Annotated in this window: 19 protein-coding genes; 8 read left to right on the top strand and 11 right to left on the bottom strand. The window is 33.7% G+C overall.

Translation table 11 applies throughout. The annotated features are described in order from the left end of the window. Nucleotides 1–619: 619 nt before the first annotated feature. Nucleotides 620–1519 (top strand): polysaccharide deacetylase family protein, encoded by a 900-nt coding sequence (locus BKP45_RS11230; RefSeq protein ID WP_245747445.1) that lies wholly within the window; start codon nt 620–622, stop codon nt 1517–1519. A gap of 65 nt (nt 1520–1584) precedes the next feature. On the opposite strand, the gene BKP45_RS11225 is transcribed toward BKP45_RS11230, so the two are convergent. The 3 genes from BKP45_RS11225 to BKP45_RS11220 form a co-directional block, all read right to left on the bottom strand. Next, nucleotides 1585–2727, bottom strand: a complete 1143-nt coding sequence (locus BKP45_RS11225; protein WP_071390141.1) for a thiolase family protein — start codon at nt 2725–2727, stop codon at nt 1585–1587. A 236-nt stretch (nt 2728–2963) separates the two neighbouring features. Further along, on the bottom strand, nt 2964–3203 hold the full coding sequence (locus BKP45_RS23560) for a DedA family protein (protein WP_407639595.1): 240 nt from the start codon (nt 3201–3203) through the stop codon (nt 2964–2966). Further along, on the bottom strand, nt 3184–3519 hold the full coding sequence (locus tag BKP45_RS11220) for a DedA family protein (RefSeq protein WP_071389777.1): 336 nt from the start codon (nt 3517–3519) through the stop codon (nt 3184–3186). Before BKP45_RS11220 ends, BKP45_RS23560 begins: the two co-directional genes overlap by 20 nt. A gap of 338 nt (nt 3520–3857) precedes the next feature. Here BKP45_RS11220 and BKP45_RS11215 point away from each other — a divergent pair, with 338 nt between their 5' ends. Together BKP45_RS11215 and BKP45_RS21605 are read left to right on the top strand one after the other, a co-directional pair. Beyond that, the gene (locus tag BKP45_RS11215; RefSeq protein WP_245747443.1) at nt 3858–4961 is read left to right on the top strand and encodes an alanine racemase; all 1104 of its coding nucleotides are present in this window, start codon (nt 3858–3860) and stop codon (nt 4959–4961) included. A gap of 432 nt (nt 4962–5393) precedes the next feature. Beyond that, entirely contained in the window at nt 5394–5498 is a 105-nt protein-coding gene (locus tag BKP45_RS21605; RefSeq protein WP_084787854.1) for a YjcZ family sporulation protein, read from the top strand. A gap of 82 nt (nt 5499–5580) precedes the next feature. Here BKP45_RS21605 and trhA read toward each other — a convergent pair whose 3' ends face one another. Continuing rightward, nucleotides 5581–6216 carry a PAQR family membrane homeostasis protein TrhA gene (gene trhA / locus BKP45_RS11210; protein ID WP_071389776.1) on the bottom strand — a complete coding sequence of 212 codons (636 nt, stop codon included), beginning with the start codon at nt 6214–6216 and terminating at the stop codon, nt 5581–5583. 221 nt (nt 6217–6437) lie between these two features. On the opposite strand from trhA, the gene BKP45_RS11205 reads away from it, so the two are divergent. Further along, on the top strand, nt 6438–6842 hold the full coding sequence (locus BKP45_RS11205; RefSeq protein ID WP_071389775.1) for a hypothetical protein: 405 nt from the start codon (nt 6438–6440) through the stop codon (nt 6840–6842). A gap of 67 nt (nt 6843–6909) precedes the next feature. Here BKP45_RS11205 and BKP45_RS11200 read toward each other — a convergent pair whose 3' ends face one another. The 6 genes from BKP45_RS11200 to BKP45_RS11175 form a co-directional block, all read right to left on the bottom strand. Further along, on the bottom strand, nt 6910–8190 hold the full coding sequence (locus BKP45_RS11200) for an ATP-binding protein (protein WP_071389774.1): 1281 nt from the start codon (nt 8188–8190) through the stop codon (nt 6910–6912). 326 nt (nt 8191–8516) lie between these two features. Continuing rightward, nucleotides 8517–9794 carry a sensor histidine kinase gene (locus tag BKP45_RS11195; RefSeq protein ID WP_071389773.1) on the bottom strand — a complete coding sequence of 426 codons (1278 nt, stop codon included), beginning with the start codon at nt 9792–9794 and terminating at the stop codon, nt 8517–8519. Between the two features lie 322 nt (nt 9795–10116). Continuing rightward, nucleotides 10117–10836 carry a YebC/PmpR family DNA-binding transcriptional regulator gene (locus tag BKP45_RS11190; RefSeq protein ID WP_071389772.1) on the bottom strand — a complete coding sequence of 240 codons (720 nt, stop codon included), beginning with the start codon at nt 10834–10836 and terminating at the stop codon, nt 10117–10119. 377 nt (nt 10837–11213) lie between these two features. Further along, entirely contained in the window at nt 11214–11672 is a 459-nt protein-coding gene (locus BKP45_RS11185) for a chemotaxis protein CheW (protein ID WP_084787850.1), read from the bottom strand. A 228-nt stretch (nt 11673–11900) separates the two neighbouring features. After that, nucleotides 11901–12734 (bottom strand): YitT family protein, encoded by an 834-nt coding sequence (locus BKP45_RS11180; protein ID WP_071389771.1) that lies wholly within the window; start codon nt 12732–12734, stop codon nt 11901–11903. A 20-nt stretch (nt 12735–12754) separates the two neighbouring features. Then, the gene (locus BKP45_RS11175) at nt 12755–13315 is read right to left on the bottom strand and encodes a tyrosine-type recombinase/integrase (RefSeq protein ID WP_071389770.1); all 561 of its coding nucleotides are present in this window, start codon (nt 13313–13315) and stop codon (nt 12755–12757) included. 374 nt (nt 13316–13689) lie between these two features. Here BKP45_RS11175 and BKP45_RS11170 point away from each other — a divergent pair, with 374 nt between their 5' ends. The 4 genes from BKP45_RS11170 (at nt 13690) to BKP45_RS11155 (ending at nt 17876) form a co-directional block, all read left to right on the top strand. Then, a complete protein-coding gene (locus tag BKP45_RS11170; protein ID WP_071389769.1) occupies nt 13690–14382 on the top strand; it encodes a DUF1538 domain-containing protein in 693 nt (230 codons plus the stop codon). Beyond that, nucleotides 14379–15131, top strand: coding sequence for a DUF1538 domain-containing protein (locus tag BKP45_RS11165; protein ID WP_071389768.1), 753 nt, complete (start codon nt 14379–14381; stop codon nt 15129–15131). Before BKP45_RS11170 ends, BKP45_RS11165 begins: the two co-directional genes overlap by 4 nt. Then, on the top strand, nt 15106–15834 hold the full coding sequence (locus BKP45_RS11160; RefSeq protein ID WP_071389767.1) for a P-II family nitrogen regulator: 729 nt from the start codon (nt 15106–15108) through the stop codon (nt 15832–15834). Before BKP45_RS11165 ends, BKP45_RS11160 begins: the two co-directional genes overlap by 26 nt. A gap of 440 nt (nt 15835–16274) precedes the next feature. Beyond that, complete coding sequence (locus BKP45_RS11155; protein ID WP_245747441.1) at nt 16275–17876, top strand: ABC1 kinase family protein; 1602 nt, start codon at nt 16275–16277, stop codon at nt 17874–17876. Between the two features lie 564 nt (nt 17877–18440). Here BKP45_RS11155 and BKP45_RS11150 read toward each other — a convergent pair. Beyond that, complete coding sequence (locus BKP45_RS11150; protein WP_071389765.1) at nt 18441–19607, bottom strand: TraB/GumN family protein; 1167 nt, start codon at nt 19605–19607, stop codon at nt 18441–18443. Nucleotides 19608–19830: the final 223 nt, after the last annotated feature.

Raw genomic sequence — 19830 nt, 5'->3', positions numbered from 1 at the left:
TGCTTGACTAAAGTGACCGAGCTCGTAGGCTGCTTGCGCAAGACAGTTTCCAAGTTGGAAATTTATAAAGCTGAACTTCAATCAGTGGGGGTTTTCCTTCGTCCCCCACTGATTGTTAGTTTAACTTACTGCCCCTTAAGAGTGGGATAAATTCTGATTATGTTAGAAAAGCTTGGCTTATCGCGGGGTCTTAATGGCGAAAGCCTTAGCTTTTCTTATACTATCATCCATAAAATTTTATACTTTCTGATAGTTCAAAAAATCACAAGTAACGAGCTATCTCATCTAACAGTTAAAAGAGTACCATTAACGTCAGCTTAGATTCTGTGATTTTCATCACTTCCTGTGAACACTTTGTTACAACAGGTACTTTCTCAAGATAATTTTTCTAGAAAAGAAATATAACCTTACAAAAGAGAAATTTTAAAACTTTACAATCAGTCGGTCTTACCTACGCACCTAAATAACTATATCTATATAACAACAGCGTTATAACCTTCACAAATTATTTCACATGATATAAATTGACTTTATCACAAATAAAACTTTGTATATTTTTACACAACTTTAATTTATAGTATTAATAGGTCAAACATACTCATAAAGGTGGTAAAAAATAGTGGTAAGGAAAATTACTTTGATACTAATGGTCAATATTATTGTCGCTGGGAGTTTCGCTTTTTTTCTTTTTCAAAAAGAAAGAATAACCTTGGCTGACGATCATCACCATATAATGAGAAGTAAATTATTAATTAATGTACCTTTGAGTATCTCTTTTCTAGAAAATAATAGTTTTTATTTGCTAGAAGAAAAAATTATGCAAATTAATGCCCAACAGTATCCGGAGCCAAAGCAATGGGGCGAAAATGTTTCTGGCGTTATACATAGACTACCAACGCAGGAAAAAGTCATAGCATTAACGTTTGATGCATGTGGTGGGGAATGGGGAAGTGACTACGATAAGGAACTAATCAACTTTTTAGTGGACGAAGGAATTCCTGCTACATTATTTATTAATAGTCGGTGGATTAACAATAACTTGGAGGAATTTCTTTATTTGGCAAACCTTAAACAATTTCAAATTGAAAACCACGGGACTAATCATCGACCTTTATCAATTAAAGGTGGAACTGCTTGGGGAATTAATGCAACATCGAGTGTCCATGAGGTGATTGACGAAGTGATCAATAATTATAAAAAAATATACGAACTTACAGGTCTAAAAGTTCGTTATTTCCGTTCTGGTACAGCTTTTTATGATGAAATAGCTGTTCAAATTGTTGAAGATTTGGGGATGAAAGTTGTAAACTATGACATTCTTGGTGATGCTGGAGCTACCTATTCAGCAAACCAAGTCAAAGAAGCCTTACTGTCATCAAAACCCGGATCAATAGCTTTGTTACATATGAATCAGCCTTTAAAGGGAACAACAGAGGGTGTGAAATTAGCCATTCCTTTATTAAAAGAGCAAGGATTTACTTTCGTTACCCTTGATGAAGGATTTAAGCTTAGTGAATAGAAAGAAACATAATCTTCGATTATAATAAGACACCCATTCAACTTATGGGTGTCTTATTTAGTAGTTCACTTAATACGTTCAATAATAGTCGCATTGGCCATTCCATATCCTTCACAAATAGCTGTAAGTCCATACCGCAAGCCACTTCTTTCTAATTCATGGCATAACGTTGTCATCATTCTTGCTCCTGTAGCACCAAGAGGATGTCCTAATGCTATTGCACCACCGTTTACATTTATCTTATCCCTATTAATCCCTAATTCTTTTTCACACACTAAAGGCACAGACGCAAAAGCTTCGTTTATTTCAAATAAGTCAATATCTTTCAAGGTTAACCCTGCTTTTTGTAATACCTTTTTTGTCGCAAAAATTGGACCTGTTAGCATTAAAGTAGGATCTGAACCGACTACGGTTCGAGCTACAATTCGAAATTTTCCTTTCACTCCTAACTGTAAGGCTTTTTCTTTTGACATAATTAAAATTGCTGCTGCACCATCACTGATTTGACTAGCATTACCAGCTGTTATTCTCCCATTCTCTAAAAATGGGGTTTTTAAATTAGATAGTTTGGCTAAAGAAGTGTTATCCCTTGGACCTTCATCCTCAGTTACACGATGTTTTTCACCATTAACTTCAATGTCCAATGGCATCATTTCTTGTTTAAACTTTTCTCTCGCCCTTATTGCTTTTTGGTGACTACTCAATGCAAATTCATCTAATTGTTGACGGCTCAAGTTCCAATTGTCGGCAATTCGTTCAGCTGACAAACCTTGATGTACCATTTCATATTGGTCAGAAAGCCTTTTACTTTCTTTACGACCTTGAAACTGTGAAAACATCGGCACCCTTGACATACTCTCTACACCTGAAGCAATAACGACATCCATGTCGCCACTAAGAATTGCTTGCGCTGCAAAATGAATAGCTTGTTCGCTAGAACCACACTGTCTATCGATCGTTACTCCAGGAACTTCTTTAGGAAAACCAGCGATAAGCGCAGCTATCCTAGCAATATTAGCTGCTTGCTCACTACACTGAGTAACACAGCCACAAATGACATCATCTATTTCTTTCTTACTAATTCCTGCCCTTTTTACAACCTCACTAAGAACAAGAGATAACATTTCATCTGGGCGTATACTACTTAATATCCCATTTCTCCGACCAATTGGTGTTCGTACCGCTTGAACGATGACTGCTTCTCTCACCATTTCACCCCTCCCTACAAGATTTTTCAATTTACAACTTCACCCATGTAACTGTTCTTCGACTCTTTTTTTCGTTTAATCCAGTTAACAAATAAAGCTGAACTTCAATCAGTGGGGGTTTTCCTTCATCCCCCACTGATTGTTAGTTATTCTATATCGGACCTTTAGGGGCAGTTTATCCCCCACCTAAACTTCTCGATTTTCTTAAGTTTTGAGGTGGGGGTCTTACTTGCCCCTTAAGAGTGGGATAAAAATCCTAATATAAGAATTATTAATGCTGATATAGTGACAAAGGTTGAACTATCACTATTTTGACCAGTGATCATTCCTAAATAAAAAAAGAGACTAAACCAAACAAAAGCTGTAAAATAGGAAAGTAGAGCAAACCTTAAATAAGAATGCCGCATCATACCATATAAAAATGGGACAAAATTACGTACACCAGGTATAAAATAGCTAATGATTAAAGAATACACATGATATTTTTTTATTAAATTTGGAAGCTTTACGGAGTGAGGATTTTGATCCAGGCTTTATAGAAAAGTATCTCACAAACCGTTTTCCTACGATTCTACCTAGTAGATAGCTAGTAGTTAAACTAGATATTAACCCTAAATAACCAATAATAATAACTTTCTCTATTTTTAATAAAGGTGTAGTTGACAAATAACCTATTGATGCTACGACCACTTCATTCGGAACTGGTATACCAAGCATTCCTAACCATAACCATAAAAAAACACCAAAATAACCGAGTTCATTTAATAAATTCTTTAAAACATCTATCTCCATTTGGCCATCTACTCCCTATTAGAAAAACTTAACTAATCACAAACCGATTATGATTCGCTTCGTTTTTCTTATAATTGGGACTCTTTAAATTTGTCATTCCAATAATAAATTAGAAGTTCCATTAATATCCATTGTAAATGGTGGATAGGCACATAGTAAATAAAATTGTCTTTTTCTAAATACGTATGCAGTCTTGATCACTAGGATAAGCAATAGAATGCATCACTAGTTACTTTTCGCCAAGGGAAAGTGGTGCATTCTGTAGAAAATGAAGCTACTTTAAGAATCTATACTTTCATAAAAAAATATAATCTAATGAACTTATGAGGTGATAAATCTTGAAAAATAAATCAATTTTTTCGTTAGATACTCCAGCCATGTTACTTGACCTAACTAAACTTGAACAAAACGTAAATGAAATTAGCACCATCGCTAAAACAAACAACATCAAGTGGCGACCGCACATAAAAACTCATAAAAGTATCCAAATTGCTAAAATGCAGATGGCTAAAGGAGCTTGTGGAATAACAGTAGCAAAGCTTGAAGAGGCCGAAATAATGGCTGAAGCAGGAATTACTAATATCTTAATTGCCTACCCTCTTTCTAACTCTCGTAAACTACAACGTCTGCAATCTTTGGCAGAAAAAACAGAAACGACCATTGCTATAGATTCAATTGAGCAAGCTATTCTTGTAAATAAAGCATTTGTAGGAAGAAAGCGACTAGAGGTTTGGATCAAAATAAATTCCGGACTAAACCGTTGTGGTATTGAGGTTGAGGAAGTCGTCGAGTTAGCTACAGCTATTACAAAATTACCTAACCTAACATTAACAGGTATTTTTACACATGCAGGGCATTCTTATGCTGCAAGTTCACTAGAGGAAGTTAAAGCCATTGCTACGGCTGAAGCTAAAGTTGTGTTACAAAGTGCAAAGGCATGTGAAGAAGTAAATATACCTATCAAACATCGTAGCATAGGTTCTACACCGACATTTAAATTTGGTGCAAAAATAAAAGGGATAACAGAAATCCGTCCTGGAAACGCCGCCTTTTTTGATATGTGTCAGGTCGGCTTAGGTGTAACCACTCCATCTCGATGTGCATTAACCATCCTTGCATCAGTCGTTAGTTGTAAGAAGGAACGGATTATTTTTGATACAGGTAGTAAAGCTTTATCACTGGATCAAGGGGCTCATGGAAACAAGAGTGTTGTTGGATATGGTTCGATCATTAATTACCCTGAAGTTACTCTTGCGCGACTATCAGAGGAACACGGTGTCGGTACTCTTTCTAGCAAAACTTCATTAAAACTTACTGATAAAGTTCAAATTATTCCAAACCATTCTTGTGCCGTAGCTAACCTTTTTGATCATTACATTGTGCATCATAACGGATTAATCGTCGATGAATGGTTAGTCGATGCGCGTGGCAAAATGAAATAAAGCTGAACTTCAATCAGTGGGGGTTTTCCTTCATCCCCCACTGATTGTTAGTTCAACTTATACCACAGGCATAAGAATAACTAATCATCAGCTTTCACTGATGAAAGTTATTCTATATCGGACCTTTAGGGGCAGTTTATCCCCCACCTAAACTTCTCGATTTTCTTAAGTTTTGAGGTGGGGGTCTTACTTGCCCCTTAAGAGTGGGATAAAAAAACTTAGCAAACCTAGTCTAAAGAAGCTAGCTATGCCTTAGTTAGCCAACTTTTTCCAATTTACGTCAGTGGAGGTCTCACTGCCCCTTAAGAGTGGGATAAAATACAATCATCTATTACACAAAAATACATTTCTCTACTTACAGTACTTTTATCCATATCTTTCTAAAATGCCTTGCATAGTATGTACTAACCATAATGAAAGGTGGTGAATTACATGAGTTATTACCCACCAGCCCCTAAGCCAATCACTGATTTTACGTTAATTCTAGTTCTGTTCATCTTACTAGTTATCATTGGCGCTGCATTTGTTAAATACTAACTAGGAATGTCGAATAAGAGCGTTCAAATTTCACTTTGAACGCTCTTATTTTTTATTATATTTACTTACTAACCGATGTACCCTATGCAAATAATAATATCGCCAAAAAGTGTACAACTGTACCTGCTAAAACAAAAATGTGCCATACCATATGATGAAAAGGGAACCAACGAAACATATAAAATAAAGCACCGACTGTATATAATAGTCCACCAATAATTAACAAAATAACACCAATATCATGAAAATTCTTCACAAGCGGTTGCCATGCAAAGACAATCAACCAACCCATCAAAATATACAAAAGAGTAGATGTATATAAAAAACGGCGAACAAAAAATACTTTAAAAACAATACCTATTCCAGCAATAGACCAGAGTAAAGCGAGTAATGAATAACCCAATTTGCCACCAATAACATTTACTAAGATCGGGGTATAAGAGCCTGCAATAAACAAATAAATAGAGGAATGGTCAAAAATTTCAAAAAGATTTTTCACCTTACCTTCTGGGAATGCGTGAAGTAATGTGGATGATACATATAATAGTACCATCGTCACTCCGTAAACAGTAAAGCTAATTATACTTGAAACTGCCCCCTCGATAGAAGCAAACACAATCAACAATGTTAATGCAGAAATACTAAATACGATCCCAACCCCATGACTTATGGCGTTTGCAATTTCCTCACCTTTTGAATATCTATGTGTAGTTGCCATGTTTAACTCCTTTCAAACAATATTCTAACTTTTATGTTTACCAAATTTTATAGGTGAATTCGTATTAATATATATATTTTATTATAACATTAAACGATTGGTGAGAAATTTACAAAAATAATTAACCCTCGCGTTTGTTTTTCTTTTATGCATTAAATTTGATTCTCTTTGACTATATTGATATTGTATGTTCATGTGAGAATTATAGGAGGTACGCACTTATGTTATTATTAATAGCTCATCAACTTATTTCAATATTATTTTTAATACTTTTCCCACTGCCAATTATCGCTTTTGTAAAAAGCAGAACGAAACAACAGCTACCAACACCAAAGCTATGGAAAATTCTTGTTATGCTCGCTAACTTAGCTTTATTTGTATCTCTAATTACAGGATTTATTATTTTTCCAGATTACACTTCTTTACGTGTATGGATTTCAGTTATATTAGTGCTAGTAATTGGAGCTTTTCTAGGAATATTCTCTAAACGACTAAAACTATATCAATTAGAAAAAGATATAGAAGCACAACAAAAACATTTAAGAAAGATCTCAACGATTGGGTTCGGTTACATCATTATCACAATAGGTACGTTTTGGTTTATGTCAAATTGGCATAACTTTTAACAAGAAAAGCGCAAGCGCCTTGGTCACGAGCAGCTGCTTTTGCGTAATGTAAAAACTAAAGCTCCATTCACTTATTTGTGTGTGGTGCTTTTTCATTGATGTTCGAAAATATTAACGTAAATGTCGTTCCTTTTCCTTTTTCACTTTCAACTTGAACTAGGCCACCCATAGCCTTAACCACATTGTATACTACGACTGTACCTAGTCCTGTTCCTTTTTCTTTTGTAGAATGATATGGCAATCCCAGTTTTTTGAGCTGTTGGTGAGACATACCGATACCATTATCCTTAATACTAATAATGATTTCACGCTCCAACATTTTAACACTTATGGTAATCTCGCCACCTTCTCCATTTGGAATTGCTTCGATACCATTTTTAACTATGTTCATTAAGCATTGACGAAACTTTTGCTTATCTCCTATTAAGTAACAATCAGAACTTTCTTCAAATATTAATTTAATCTTATTTGTTAATGCAAACGGAGTCATAACTTGAATTAAATATTCTATTTCTTTATTCACATTTATTGAAATAAACATATTCTTCTCAGTTGGATTAGCAAATGTTAAATAATCAGAAATAATTTCTTGCGCTCGATCTAGCTCTTGAAGTGAAAAATCAATATACTCTTCTTTTTTGTTTTGATCCAAATCTCTTTCATACAACAATTGAATAAAACCTCTGGTTACTGTTAACGGATTTTTTACTTCATGAGAAACACTTGCTGCTAGCTCACTAACTACACGGAGTCTTTCTGATTCAGAAAATTCTAGCGCTATTTTCCGATTACGAAGTATATATTCAATCATATAGATAACTAAGAAAAATGTTAGGAATAATACAATTGAATAGTTTAATAGAACACTAAAGTGGTGTTGATCTAATTTACTAGGTATAAGAAAAATGTTAATAGAAAAAGTCATAACTATTAATAAAAGAGTGATACTTGAGGTAAAAGCTAATTTTTTCTTAAAAACATATTGTTTAAATTGAGGACTAAAGAAATAGGTGAGTACTAATAAAATAAATCCTTGGGCAACAGCTAAGTAAAATCCGCTACCTACATCTATGAAATAGCGATAAAAAATCATGATAAGAAACACTGATAAGCCAACAGCTCTTCCACCATATAACGCTCCTAACATAAATGGAATTAAGCGTAAATCATAGTAATGACCATAAATATCACTAAACGGAAATGACATACAAAGTACAGTTCCAACACCTGATATTACGACTAAGATAACTTTCCGGTTTGTGATCTCCATTTTTGAGTTTAAGAAAAAGATAGTATAAATAAACACACATAGTAATATAATCAATACATTTAAAAGCAGAAAATTCATTATCATTAACCCTCACAGTCAGATCCATCCGATGTTTTATTTAATGGATATCTTAATTCAGTAAGAAAATTCGCTTAACTTTTAATTAAGTAAATTTCATAATTACCAAAAGCAAGCTAGATAACTCTTTATCTAGTTATGATCAAACCTACACAATTATATATAATCGCCTAGTAGCAAGAATGACGGAACTTTTATTGTATATTTACTTAGCTTAATGAATTTCATAATTGTTCGCTACTCTGATACTAAATGTTGTTGGAAACGGTCTTCATTCAACAACATTTAGACTTATGTAGCTCCATTTAGGTAATTATGAAATTAACTCAGCTAATATAACTTTTACTATTCGAATTAGATAATGGGATTTCCAAGAAAAAAGTAGTTCCAACACTTTCTCTACTTTTTATTTCTACTTTCCATCCCATTGATTTAATAATACTATAGGCAACCATTATACCAAGACCAGTTCCAGTTTCCTTTGTTGAATAAAATGGTAAACCGAGTAATGAAATTTCTTGCTTCGACATCCCTTCACCAAAGTCTTGAATTGAAAGAATTAACGTTTGGTGCTTTAGTTTTGTATTGACAATCACTTTTCCACCCTCGTTCATTGCCTCAATTGCATTTTTTACAATGTTTACAATACATTGTTGAAACTTTTTGGGATCACCAATGACATAAACTTCCATTATATTTTCTACAGAAAGTTCTACTCCTCGCATAAGCGCATACGGCATCAGCACCTGAAAGACTTTGTCTATTTCCCGAGAAACCTCTATACTTGTTAGTGCGTTCCCATTAGAAGGTTTGGCATATGTTAAATAACCTGTAATAATGGCCTTAGCTCGATCTAGTTCACATAAAGAATAATCTAAATACTCTTTTCTCTTGTCGTAGGTAATTTCATTATCCTTTAACAATTGTAGAAAGCCTTTCGTTACAGTAAGTGGATTGCGTACTTCATGTGAAACACTAGCAGCAAGTTCACTTATAACTCTTAGTTTTTCTATTTCATTTATTTCTTCTTGCATTTTTTGATTTTGTCTAATGTATTCAATAATATGAATGACCAATGAATAAGTTAAAAGCAGAGTAACAGAATGGAAGATTAATATTGATAAGAAATAATAATCTAACGTATGCGGCATGAAAAAGAAATGATTTAAGACATTTACTATCCAACTTACTAACAAGAATGCTAATCCTATTAGATGTTTTTTTCGTATGCTATAACTTTTAAAATTAGGGCTTACAATATGTGTGAAAATCAGTAATAAAAGACCCTGAAAAATTGTTAAATAAAACCCGGTACCGCTACCAATAAGTATGTATTGTGACAGGATAAAAGCAACTAAAAGGACCCCTCCCACATTTCTGCCACCATAAATAGCCCCGATAATAAAAGGGATTACTCTTAAATCATAAAGATAGTCATTGATATTTTCAGCAGGAAATATCATACAGAGCACAATACTAACAATTGCCACGAAGCCGATGAGAGGTTTTTGATATTTATCATGAACCTGTTTATTAAAAACAAAGATATAATATATGAATACTCCTATTAAAATGGTAAGAACATTTAATAGTAAATTAACCAACCAATCACCACCTTTATAAACTTAGTAAATAAGGAAAATATAAGAAAACAAGCATTACTTTTTGATTATATCATTTTACTTTAAAAATACGAGCTCATATTTTAGCTATTACTATAGTTTCATTATAAGATATACAAAACGCCTTCTTCACGTACAATAGTAAATTTCTCCCATTACATAAAGCCCACTTTTTACCTTCATAAAATCAGGTGAAGTAACCTCGTTCAGGTAGGTGTTAAATTAGATAGGTTTCCTACTACAATTATTAATTCCCCCTTTGAAAAAAGCAAACCTTCAATACTAAAAGGTTTGCTTTTTATAATTATTCACCTAAATCAACATTATGGTACACTCGTTGAACATCATCTAAATCTTCTAACGTATCAATAATTTTTTCGAATTTTATTTTCGCATCCTCAGTAAGGGATAGTTCATTTTGCGGAAGCATTGTTTGTTCAGCAACTGTGAACTCAGTAATACCAACACTCTTGAATGCTTCTTGTACGGCATGAAACTGATCTGGTTCTGCATAAATAATTACTGCTTCATCTTCTTGTAAGATATCACGCACTTCTACGTCCGCTTCCAACAGTAATTCAAGAACTTCTTCTTCAGTTTTACCTTCGACCCCAATTACTGCTGTTGCGTCAAACATGTAAGCAACAGATCCATTTACCCCTAAATTTCCACCATTTTTATTAAATGCAGCACGCACTTCAGCTGCAGTACGATTTACGTTATTCGTTAGGGCATCAACAATAACCATTGATCCGTTTGGACCGAAACCTTCATAACGAAGTTCGTCATAAGATTCTTCAGTACCACCTTTCGCTTTTTCAATAGCACGGTCAATAATGGCTTTCGGTACATTATACGTTTTTGCCCGTTCAATAACGAATTTTAGTGCTTGGTTTGATTCTGGATCTGGTTCACCCCGCTTAGCCGTCACATAAATTTCCAATCCGAATTTTGAATAGACACGACTATTATTAGCATCTTTAGATGCTTTTTTTTCTTTAATATTGTTCCACTTACGGCCCATATTGTTCTCACTCTCTTTCAACTTTTTTACTCTAATAATTGCTAAATTCCTTTTCATTATAGAAAAAATTTAAAGACCATTATGAAGCGTGTATTTTGATAGTAAAGATAAACTTATTTCAGATTTTATTATACAGGAAATACAACATTTGTTAAGAGGAGCAGTAAAATTATGTAGTGAACACAGTCTCATGCTGATTAATGGATGATTGAAAATAGAGGAAAAGACTTTTTTGAACAAAGTCTTTTCCTCTATGAATACCATATTTTACCCTAATAAAAAATTAATATTGATAAAGTTAACCTTCAATCATTTAGTGTTTTACTCCCCATTAAGAGTGGGATAAATCCCTAAATTCACTACGAATAATCTAAAGATTAACCTACTTTCGTATCTTTTATAGCTTCTATTTCATCAGCTGTTAATGTTTCCAATAGGTCTATTAGAATAATTAATTTTTCTTCAACTTTTGCAATACCATTTACATATTTTTCATTAATTACACCAAGTAACTCTGGACGACTTTGAATGTCCGATTGCATTAACGTTAAAACTTGAGAAGCATCATCTACAATAAAACCAACTTGATTATCCTCTAAACTACTAATAATAACCTTACTAGTTTCCTTTATTTTTGTATCTATCAAATGAAATTTTTTCTTTAGATTAATAACCGGAATAACATTTCCTCTTAAATTAATAACACCTTCAATATAAGTTGGTGAATTAGGAACCATTGTCATAGTTTGACATTCGGTTATTTCTTTTACGTTCATAATATCAATTCCATATTCACCTTCTTCTAGCTTAAAAACTACATATTGACTATGTAACAACTTTCTCCACTCCTTAGAAATTTAATCTACCCAAAAATCAACCAGGTAGGTGTAACCGAGAATAACTCATTATTATTAACTCACTCAATTGTAGTTTCATCTTAAAATTCTGACTTTGTATTTAAAATTTTTTTATTACTATGATCTTCCTAATTACTAATAAAAGTATATTTTACAGAAAAACAAAGTTCAATATTTATTTTATTTCTAGGATTGTGAGTTTCAACCCTATTTAATCAATGATCTTTTCTTTACACCAGCTGTTTCTGTTACTAGAGACGCTTCAAGTATGGCAGATGAATCTATAGATAAGACCACGTCCTTTAACTTCGGATACATTAATCTATCAGTAATACAATAAATGAGCTGAATTTCATCACCAGTATACCCACCTACTCCTTTAAGGTAAGTGATTGAAATACCTAATTCATCAATTAACTTTTTCCCTACTTCTTCTGGCTTGCTCGAAATAATCATTACTGCTTTACCTTGATTGATTCCGTCTAAAATAAAATCAATAACCTTTGCAACAATGAAAAATACTGCTATTGAGAACATCGCTTTTTCTAAAGTAAAAACAATGGCTGCCATCGAGAGGATAATAGCATTTATGGCTAATAAAAACTTACTTACAGAAACTCCATATTTTTTATTCATCCAAATAGCTATCATTTCAGAGCCATCTATCGCACCACCAGCCGTCACAACCAAACCAATACCAAGTCCTAGTAATAACCCACCGTATAATACAATTAATACTTCAGATGAGGTAATCGCTGGAAAAGGTGCAAAATATATTAATGCTCCTGAAGTTAAGACATTAGCATAAAGTGTACGAAAAACAAATTTTCTCCCCATATACTTACCAGCGATAATCAAAGACGGAATATTTAATAAAATAAAAACAGACCATATTGGGATATTCCATAATGCATTGCTCATAATAGCAATAGCAGTTACACCACCATCTACCATCCCATTCGGGGCTAAGATTAACTCAAGACCTACAGCAACAATGATTGAACCAGCTGTTAATAACAAGTAATCTAAAAATCTTTTCATCGAAACACCTACCTTTTCTCCTATAAATTCACATCAATTTGAGAGCGTATATTTTCTCCTTTTTCAATGCCAATATATTTCATTGTTTCCCCTTTTGAAGAATGGTGAAATAACTTTTGTAAAATTGAAACTGCTACACCACCACAATACGCATGATAGCCAAAAGTTTTCCGTAAAGTATGTGTACCAATTTTGGAATTTATCCCCACTTCTTTAGCTACAGAATTAATAATTCGATATGCTTGTTGCCGAGTAATTGGAGCGGTACCTTTTTTGGATTTAAACACGTAATCATCATCAGACAAGAAAGGAACCGTTTTCACATAATCATACACAGCAGTTTTTACTTGTTCATTTAAATAAACTAGGTTTGTCTCCTTGTCACAGACACTAATATAGTCTTTAACACAATCATTTCTTTCGACGATTTCATGCTTTTTAAGATTTAACAAATCACTTACTTTTAGTCCAGTGTTTATACCTAAAGTAAATAAAAGATAATCTCTTTTCGATCTTTTGAATAAAACTTCTTTAATTTCTTTTATTTTTTTGCGGTCTTTAATGGCCTCAACAAATTCCATATTTGTTAGTCACCTTTCCTCTAATGTTACATAATATAATTATACCATAGTTATAAGTAACGTAAATTCTGAATATACATTATAATAGGAATTATTAGGATAATAAACGACCATTACTCCTTGCTACAAAACAAAAATTCTGAATTTTCGAATTAAGTATGATAAACTTAAGAAAGCGGTGGGATTATGGCAATTATTGTGATTTGTAAAAAATGTCATGGTACCGGTAAAGTTACGAAAGTTTTTTTGAAACTTTTAAAAGTAAAAGTGAATTGTCCTCGTTGTAACGGAAAAGGAAAGAGAGATATTTCTTCCTCAAAACCTAATCACCCTTTTTAATAAAATATAATGATGAAACGTGAGAGGAGACGATTATGCAAGATGTTAAAGATACGATTAAAGAAGTTGTATATGCAATACTCCCTATTACGCTAGTAGTTATCATACTTCAATTTACAATCATCTGGTTACCAATAGAAATGTTTCTACAATTTTTAGTTGGTGTCGTTTTTGTCAGCATTGGTCTAATCCTCTTTCTTCTAGGTGTTCACATCGGTCTTCTACCCGTAGGGAAAATGGTTGGATCAGCCTTGCCAAAAACAAAGAAATTGTGGGTGATTTTATTTTTCGGTTTCCTTCTTGGTTTTGTTGTTACCGTTGCTGAACCCGATGTAAGAGTGTTAGCAACACAAATTGATCTTGTTTCTAATGGAGAAATTTCAAGTAATATTCTTATTTATTCAGTTGCATTAGGCGTAGGTATATTTGTTGCATTAGCAATGCTTCGAATTATTTTCAACATTAAAATTATCCACATTTTAATATTAGGCTATGGAGTAGCCTTTTTATTGGCTGCTTTTACTCCTGACAATTTTATTCCTATTTCTTTCGATGCCGGCGGTGTTACGACCGGGCCAATGACGGTTCCGTTCATTTTAGCATTAGGTGTTGGAGTAGCTTCTGTATTGAAAGGCAAAGCATCTGCAAGTGATAGTTTTGGTCTTGTAGCATTAGCGTCCATAGGACCAATCTTGGCGGTTTTAATCTTAGGAGTGATTTTCGGATGAATATTCAAATATTTAAAGGATTTGGTCATGTTTTGCTAGAAGTTACCTATGCATTATTACCGTTAGTAATCTTGTTTCTTCTTTTTCAACTTTTCTTTTTAAAATTAAATCGAAGAAAATTATTTAACATTGGTAAAGGAATTTTGTTATCTTTTTTAGGTTTAGCTTTCTTTTTACAAGGGGTCCATGTAGGTTTTTTTCCAGTAGGGGAAATGATTGGTGAAAAATTAGGAAGTTTGTCTTTTAATTGGATACTAGTACCAATTGGGTTCATATTTGGTTTTGTAGCAACCTTCGCAGAACCTGCCGTCAGAATTTTAAACCACGAAGTTGAAAAAGTTTCAGGTGGATCTATTTCTCAAAAAGTAATGTTATACACATTGTCAATTGGCGTAGCATTTTCAATTGCTTTATCGATGTTGCGTATTCTGCTTGGAATCCCATTGTGGTATTTTATTATCCCTGGTTACCTTATTGCGCTAATCCTAATGTATTTTTCATCAAAACGCTTTACAGCTATCGCTTTTGATTCAGGAGGAGTAGCAACTGGACCTATGACTGTCACCTTTATTTTAGCAATTGGTGTTGGTGTCGCATCTGAGATTGATGGACGCAACCCTCTTCTTGATGGATTTGGTATGATTGCATTAGTTGCATTATCCCCCATTATCTCTGTTCTCACATTAGGTCTATTATATGAAGGAAAGGGGCGACAACATAATAATGATCACCATAAACAAGGCGCATAAACTTATCATAACAATTGTAAAAAAAGGATGTGCAAAAAAAGTCGTAAAAGCCTCAAAACTTGCCGGTGCTGAAGGTGGTACTGTATTAATTGGATCTGGAACAGGAGTTCACGAAAACAAATCTTTCCTCGGAATTACAATTGCACCTGAAAAAGAAATTATCCTAACTCTTGTTAATAGTCAGATATGCAATAAAGTACTAAGCGCCATTAATGAAGAAGCAAAACTTTGTCATCCAGGGACAGGGCTTGCAATCATGTTATGTCCGAAACAAATAATGGGAATTAATCATCTAATAGGTTTAAATGATACCAATGAACATATGGAGGGGAAATCTCAAGTGGAATCTCAAGCAATTCTTTACGATCTTATTGTTACGATTGTGAATAAAGGCGATGCTGATCTCGTTGTAGATGCTTCAAAAAATGCAGGGGCTGAAGGTGGAACGATCATTTCAGGACGAGGAACAGGAATTCACGAACAAGCAAAGCTATTTAATATACTTATTGAGCCCGAAAAAGATATTGTTCTAACGTTAATTGATCGCACTAAAACCGAACAAGTTTTAGAACAAATTGACATAGAGGCAGGTATTAATCAACCCGGCAAAGGAATTTCATTCGTTCTTCAAGTAGAAAAAACAATAGGTATTAATCATGTCTTAAATAAAATGGTAAATGAGAAATTTAACGATCATGCTTAACTTCATTAATTCATTGACAGAAATAGGAGACAACTTAACTAGTAACGGGTTCAGTTAAGGGATGTAAAATTTAATATAACAGATAAAAAGGCGTTGAAACTGACAATAATTCCCAACGCCTTTTTTGTTGTTAATTTCAACTTGTTTAGAGGGAATATCATTAGTGTTAGCTAGATAATGGTGTTATTTTTTAAGTGGAAATAAATTATGGAAAGAGAAAAATGAAGTCATTTCTTGTGTCAATTTCCTTGCCAAAAGGATATCCAATTACTTAGGGTAAATAATTCAAAATCGAGTAAATGGATTTTCCTTAACAGGAATTGACAATTATAAGTTGAAATAGTAATAGATAAAGTATTGAACTCTAACGAAGCAGAATACATAGTTAATTAATAATGAAAAGATGTGATTTGATGAAATCAAGGAGTAAATTAAAGCGGATGTCAAAGGTGTTATCAATGGCATTTGTCATCTTCATTCAAATTTATTGGTATAAAGTTAGAAAAAAACCTGAAGCTGATTGGGAAAAATTGTGGAAAAAAATAGGGGGGAGGTTTCGAAAAACATTATTTGAATTAGAAGGATTACTTATTAAAATTGGACAATTACTAAGCATTCGTGCGGACTTGCTTCCTAATGAGTTTATCCGTCAAATTCAAGACCTTACAGATCAAGTTCCTCCTTCAGAATGGGAGGAGATTGAGGGAATTCTCAAAGCAGAATGGGGAGGTCCCCTGGATCATTCCTTACTTTCCATCGATAAAAAGGCAGTAGCTTCTGCCTCCATAGGTGAAGTTTATAAGGGTATTTTAAAAGATGGCCAACCAGTTGCCATTAAAGTACAACGTCCCAATATTCAATCAATCATAAAAACTGATTTCCGTACGTTAAGTATTATTATATGGTTTGCCCATAATTTTGTCCCCATGCCAAAAGGGTTTATAAATTTAAAGCTTTTATTTAAAGAACTCAAGGAAGTTATTGTGCGGGAGCTTGATTTTTCGCAGGAAAAAAATAGCCTACTCTTTTTTCAAGAACGATTTAAGGATGTAGATGGAGTAAAAATTCCAGACGTGTATTCCGAGCTGAGTACGTCAAAAGTTTTGGTAATGGAGTGGGTCGAGGGAATAAAGCTGACAGATGAAGAAGGAGTAAGTCAATTAGAATTTAACCAACGTGAATTGGCAGAGCGTCTCATTGAAGTTTTTCTTCCCCAATGGCTTGAACCAGGTATGTTCCATGCTGATCCCCATTCAGGAAACGTACTCGTATCAAAGGAAGGAAAAATTATATTACTAGATTTCGGGATGGTAGGGGAAATTTCTAAGAAGGATTCTATATATTTTCAAACATTGATAGAGGGTTTACTATCAAAAAATTACCCTAAAGCTGTGGAGTGCTTGACTCATTTAGGATTCTTGCTCCCTGAAGCAGAACCAAGGACGATGGAAAAGATATTGGCTGAATTATTGTCTTTTCAACCTGCGCAATTGAAAGAAATGGACCTTATAGCTTTAAAATTGGAAATAAACGATATAATTCAAGCACTTCCAATTCAAGTACCAACGAGATTTGTCTTCTTAGGGCGTTCTTTCATTACGATGGAAGGAATGCTTCGGAACTTGGCATCAGAGGATGATCTCATTACTGTTTTAAAAAAAGTTTTTATGGGTTGGTTGAGTAAACAAGGAAATAACAAGTGGTCGTTTATTTGGTTTTGGTTGCAGTCACAACCTTTATTTAAGACGGTCCATTCCTTTACAGAATTTCTGAAACTCCCTCAAAAACTGGAGAATATAAAAGAAATCGAGCAGCGAAGACATTTTCAATTTTCTATATTTGAAAATCACAAAAAACAATTATTTCAATTAACACTCCTTGGTTTTATCGGAATGGGGACAGGGATATATACTTCCCATCAACTTATTTTGCAGCTTTCAGTCGGAGTATCTGTCTTCTCTTGTATCGGATATTTTATTTACAGTTTTAAGTTAAAAAAATGGATGAAATACATGCATGAAAAACGAAGAGGAAAAATATAAAGAATGTAAATAACTGTGCTTAAACAAACGTGCAGCTTTTCTGTAATAAACGAAGTTGTTAATATTAAACTTTTAAACTTTAACGGACAAGAGAGCCGTTATTTGTGAACAAAGGGGTATTTTAAAAGGGTAAACGGACATGAGGTACGCTATTTACTTAAATTAGCACCTAATTTAGTAAATTTTCATGAAATAACGTACCTCATGTCCGATAGCTTGAAAAAATGCATCATATCGGTAAAATAGGGTCTCCTGTGTCCGTTAAAACGAGTAAACGTTCTATAAACGCAAGCGCCTCGGGCACGAGCAGTTGCTTGACTGAAGTGACCGAGCTCGTAGGCTGCTTGCGCTAGTCAGTTTCCAAGTTAGAAATTTTTAAATTCTTACCTTTTCAAAAAGGATGGCAAATGCCATCCTTTTTCTTAATAAATATTGATTAAAAAAACTTGTCATTATGGGTGTCAAAACAAGTCTTAAATCTTTCAACTGAACCCGTTAACTTTACTAAGCATCTCCATTTTCTTGGCAATATTTTCAATAGGGTAACGTAACAAGCTAAAAAACTTATAAATTTTCTATGAACAGTCTGACAACGTCAGCTCCGCCAATGACAGTTCCTATTGTACTCCCTAAATTTGTTAGCACAACAATTAATAAAATACGCGTTACTTTATTCCCCCAAAAGCCTTTCACTGTGTATACATCTTCTGAAAGAGTTTCAAAATCACCTACACTCGGCCTACGAAAATACGCTTGTACTATTCCTGAAAACCACCCAGCAGCCATTAATGGATTTAACGAGCTCAATGGTGCGATAACAAATGCAGTTAAAATAGCAAGCGGGTGTCCAAATGCAATCGCTGCTCCAATTGCTGAGAACGTCCCATTCCATAGTATCCAACTTACTGTTTGTTGAAAACCTGCTGTTGGATTAGCCCAAAACGTATATGCGATTATTCCAATAATAAGTAATGGAATTGCCCAGGCAATGAACCTAGGTACTTTCGATTTAGGTGGCAGTTTAGAAATTGCCTCTAAATCCTGGTTTTTATTCATTTCTTTTTTAATACCAGGAACATGCGCAGCTCCTAATACAGCAACAACTTTTTTACCTGGAGCATCTTTAATTTTTTTAGCCAAGAATTGATCGCGCTCATCAATTAATGGCACTTTTAATTTAGGAAATGTTTTTGTGAAATCATCCAGCATAGAGTTAAGCATATCTTCTGATTTTAATTTTTCGAGCTCTTCTTCCGAAATACTCTCATTACTGAAAATACTTGAGATCATTTGCATGAGAAGCTTCGCTTTTCCCCATAGTCCAATTTGATGCCAAATTCGCGAAAAGGTTATCTGTATATTTCGATCAGCTAATACTAACTTTGCCCCAACTTCTTTAGCTGATTCAATTCCTTGTATCATTTCTTGTCCAGGCTTAATTCCGAATTGCTTTGCCACTCGTTTTTGAAATGAAGAGATAACTAGATTCATTAAAAGCAATGTTGCTTTTTTTTCTTTAATTACCCTAAAGATATCCATATCCTTCCACTTACTACCCTCTATGATGGATTGATACCTTTGTTCATCTAATTCGACACAAACTACATCTGGTTTTTCAGTTTCGATCACTTGCTTCACTTGTTGGGCACTTTGCTTTGATACATGAGCAGTTCCTATAAGTATAAATTCCTTACCTTCTAAGTGTATTCTAGTAATATTTTCTTCAGTCATATCCTGTCTCCCTAAAATGGTTGCACTATAAAACAACCTTTATCCAATACTTTAGAATCATTGATAATAGCATGATACAATTATGAATTAGAAAACGATAAATATCAATAACAGCTTAAAATAATCTTTTTCAAATTCCATAATTTTCAAATACTACTTCAACTCCGCGAACAAACAAATCTAGTCATAACATTCCAAACTAGATTTGTTTGTCTGTGAAATA

It is taken from the genome of Anaerobacillus alkalidiazotrophicus (genome assembly GCF_001866055.1).
Note: the sequence above shows the minus strand (reverse complement) of the source record. Positions and strands in the feature narration are given on the sequence as shown.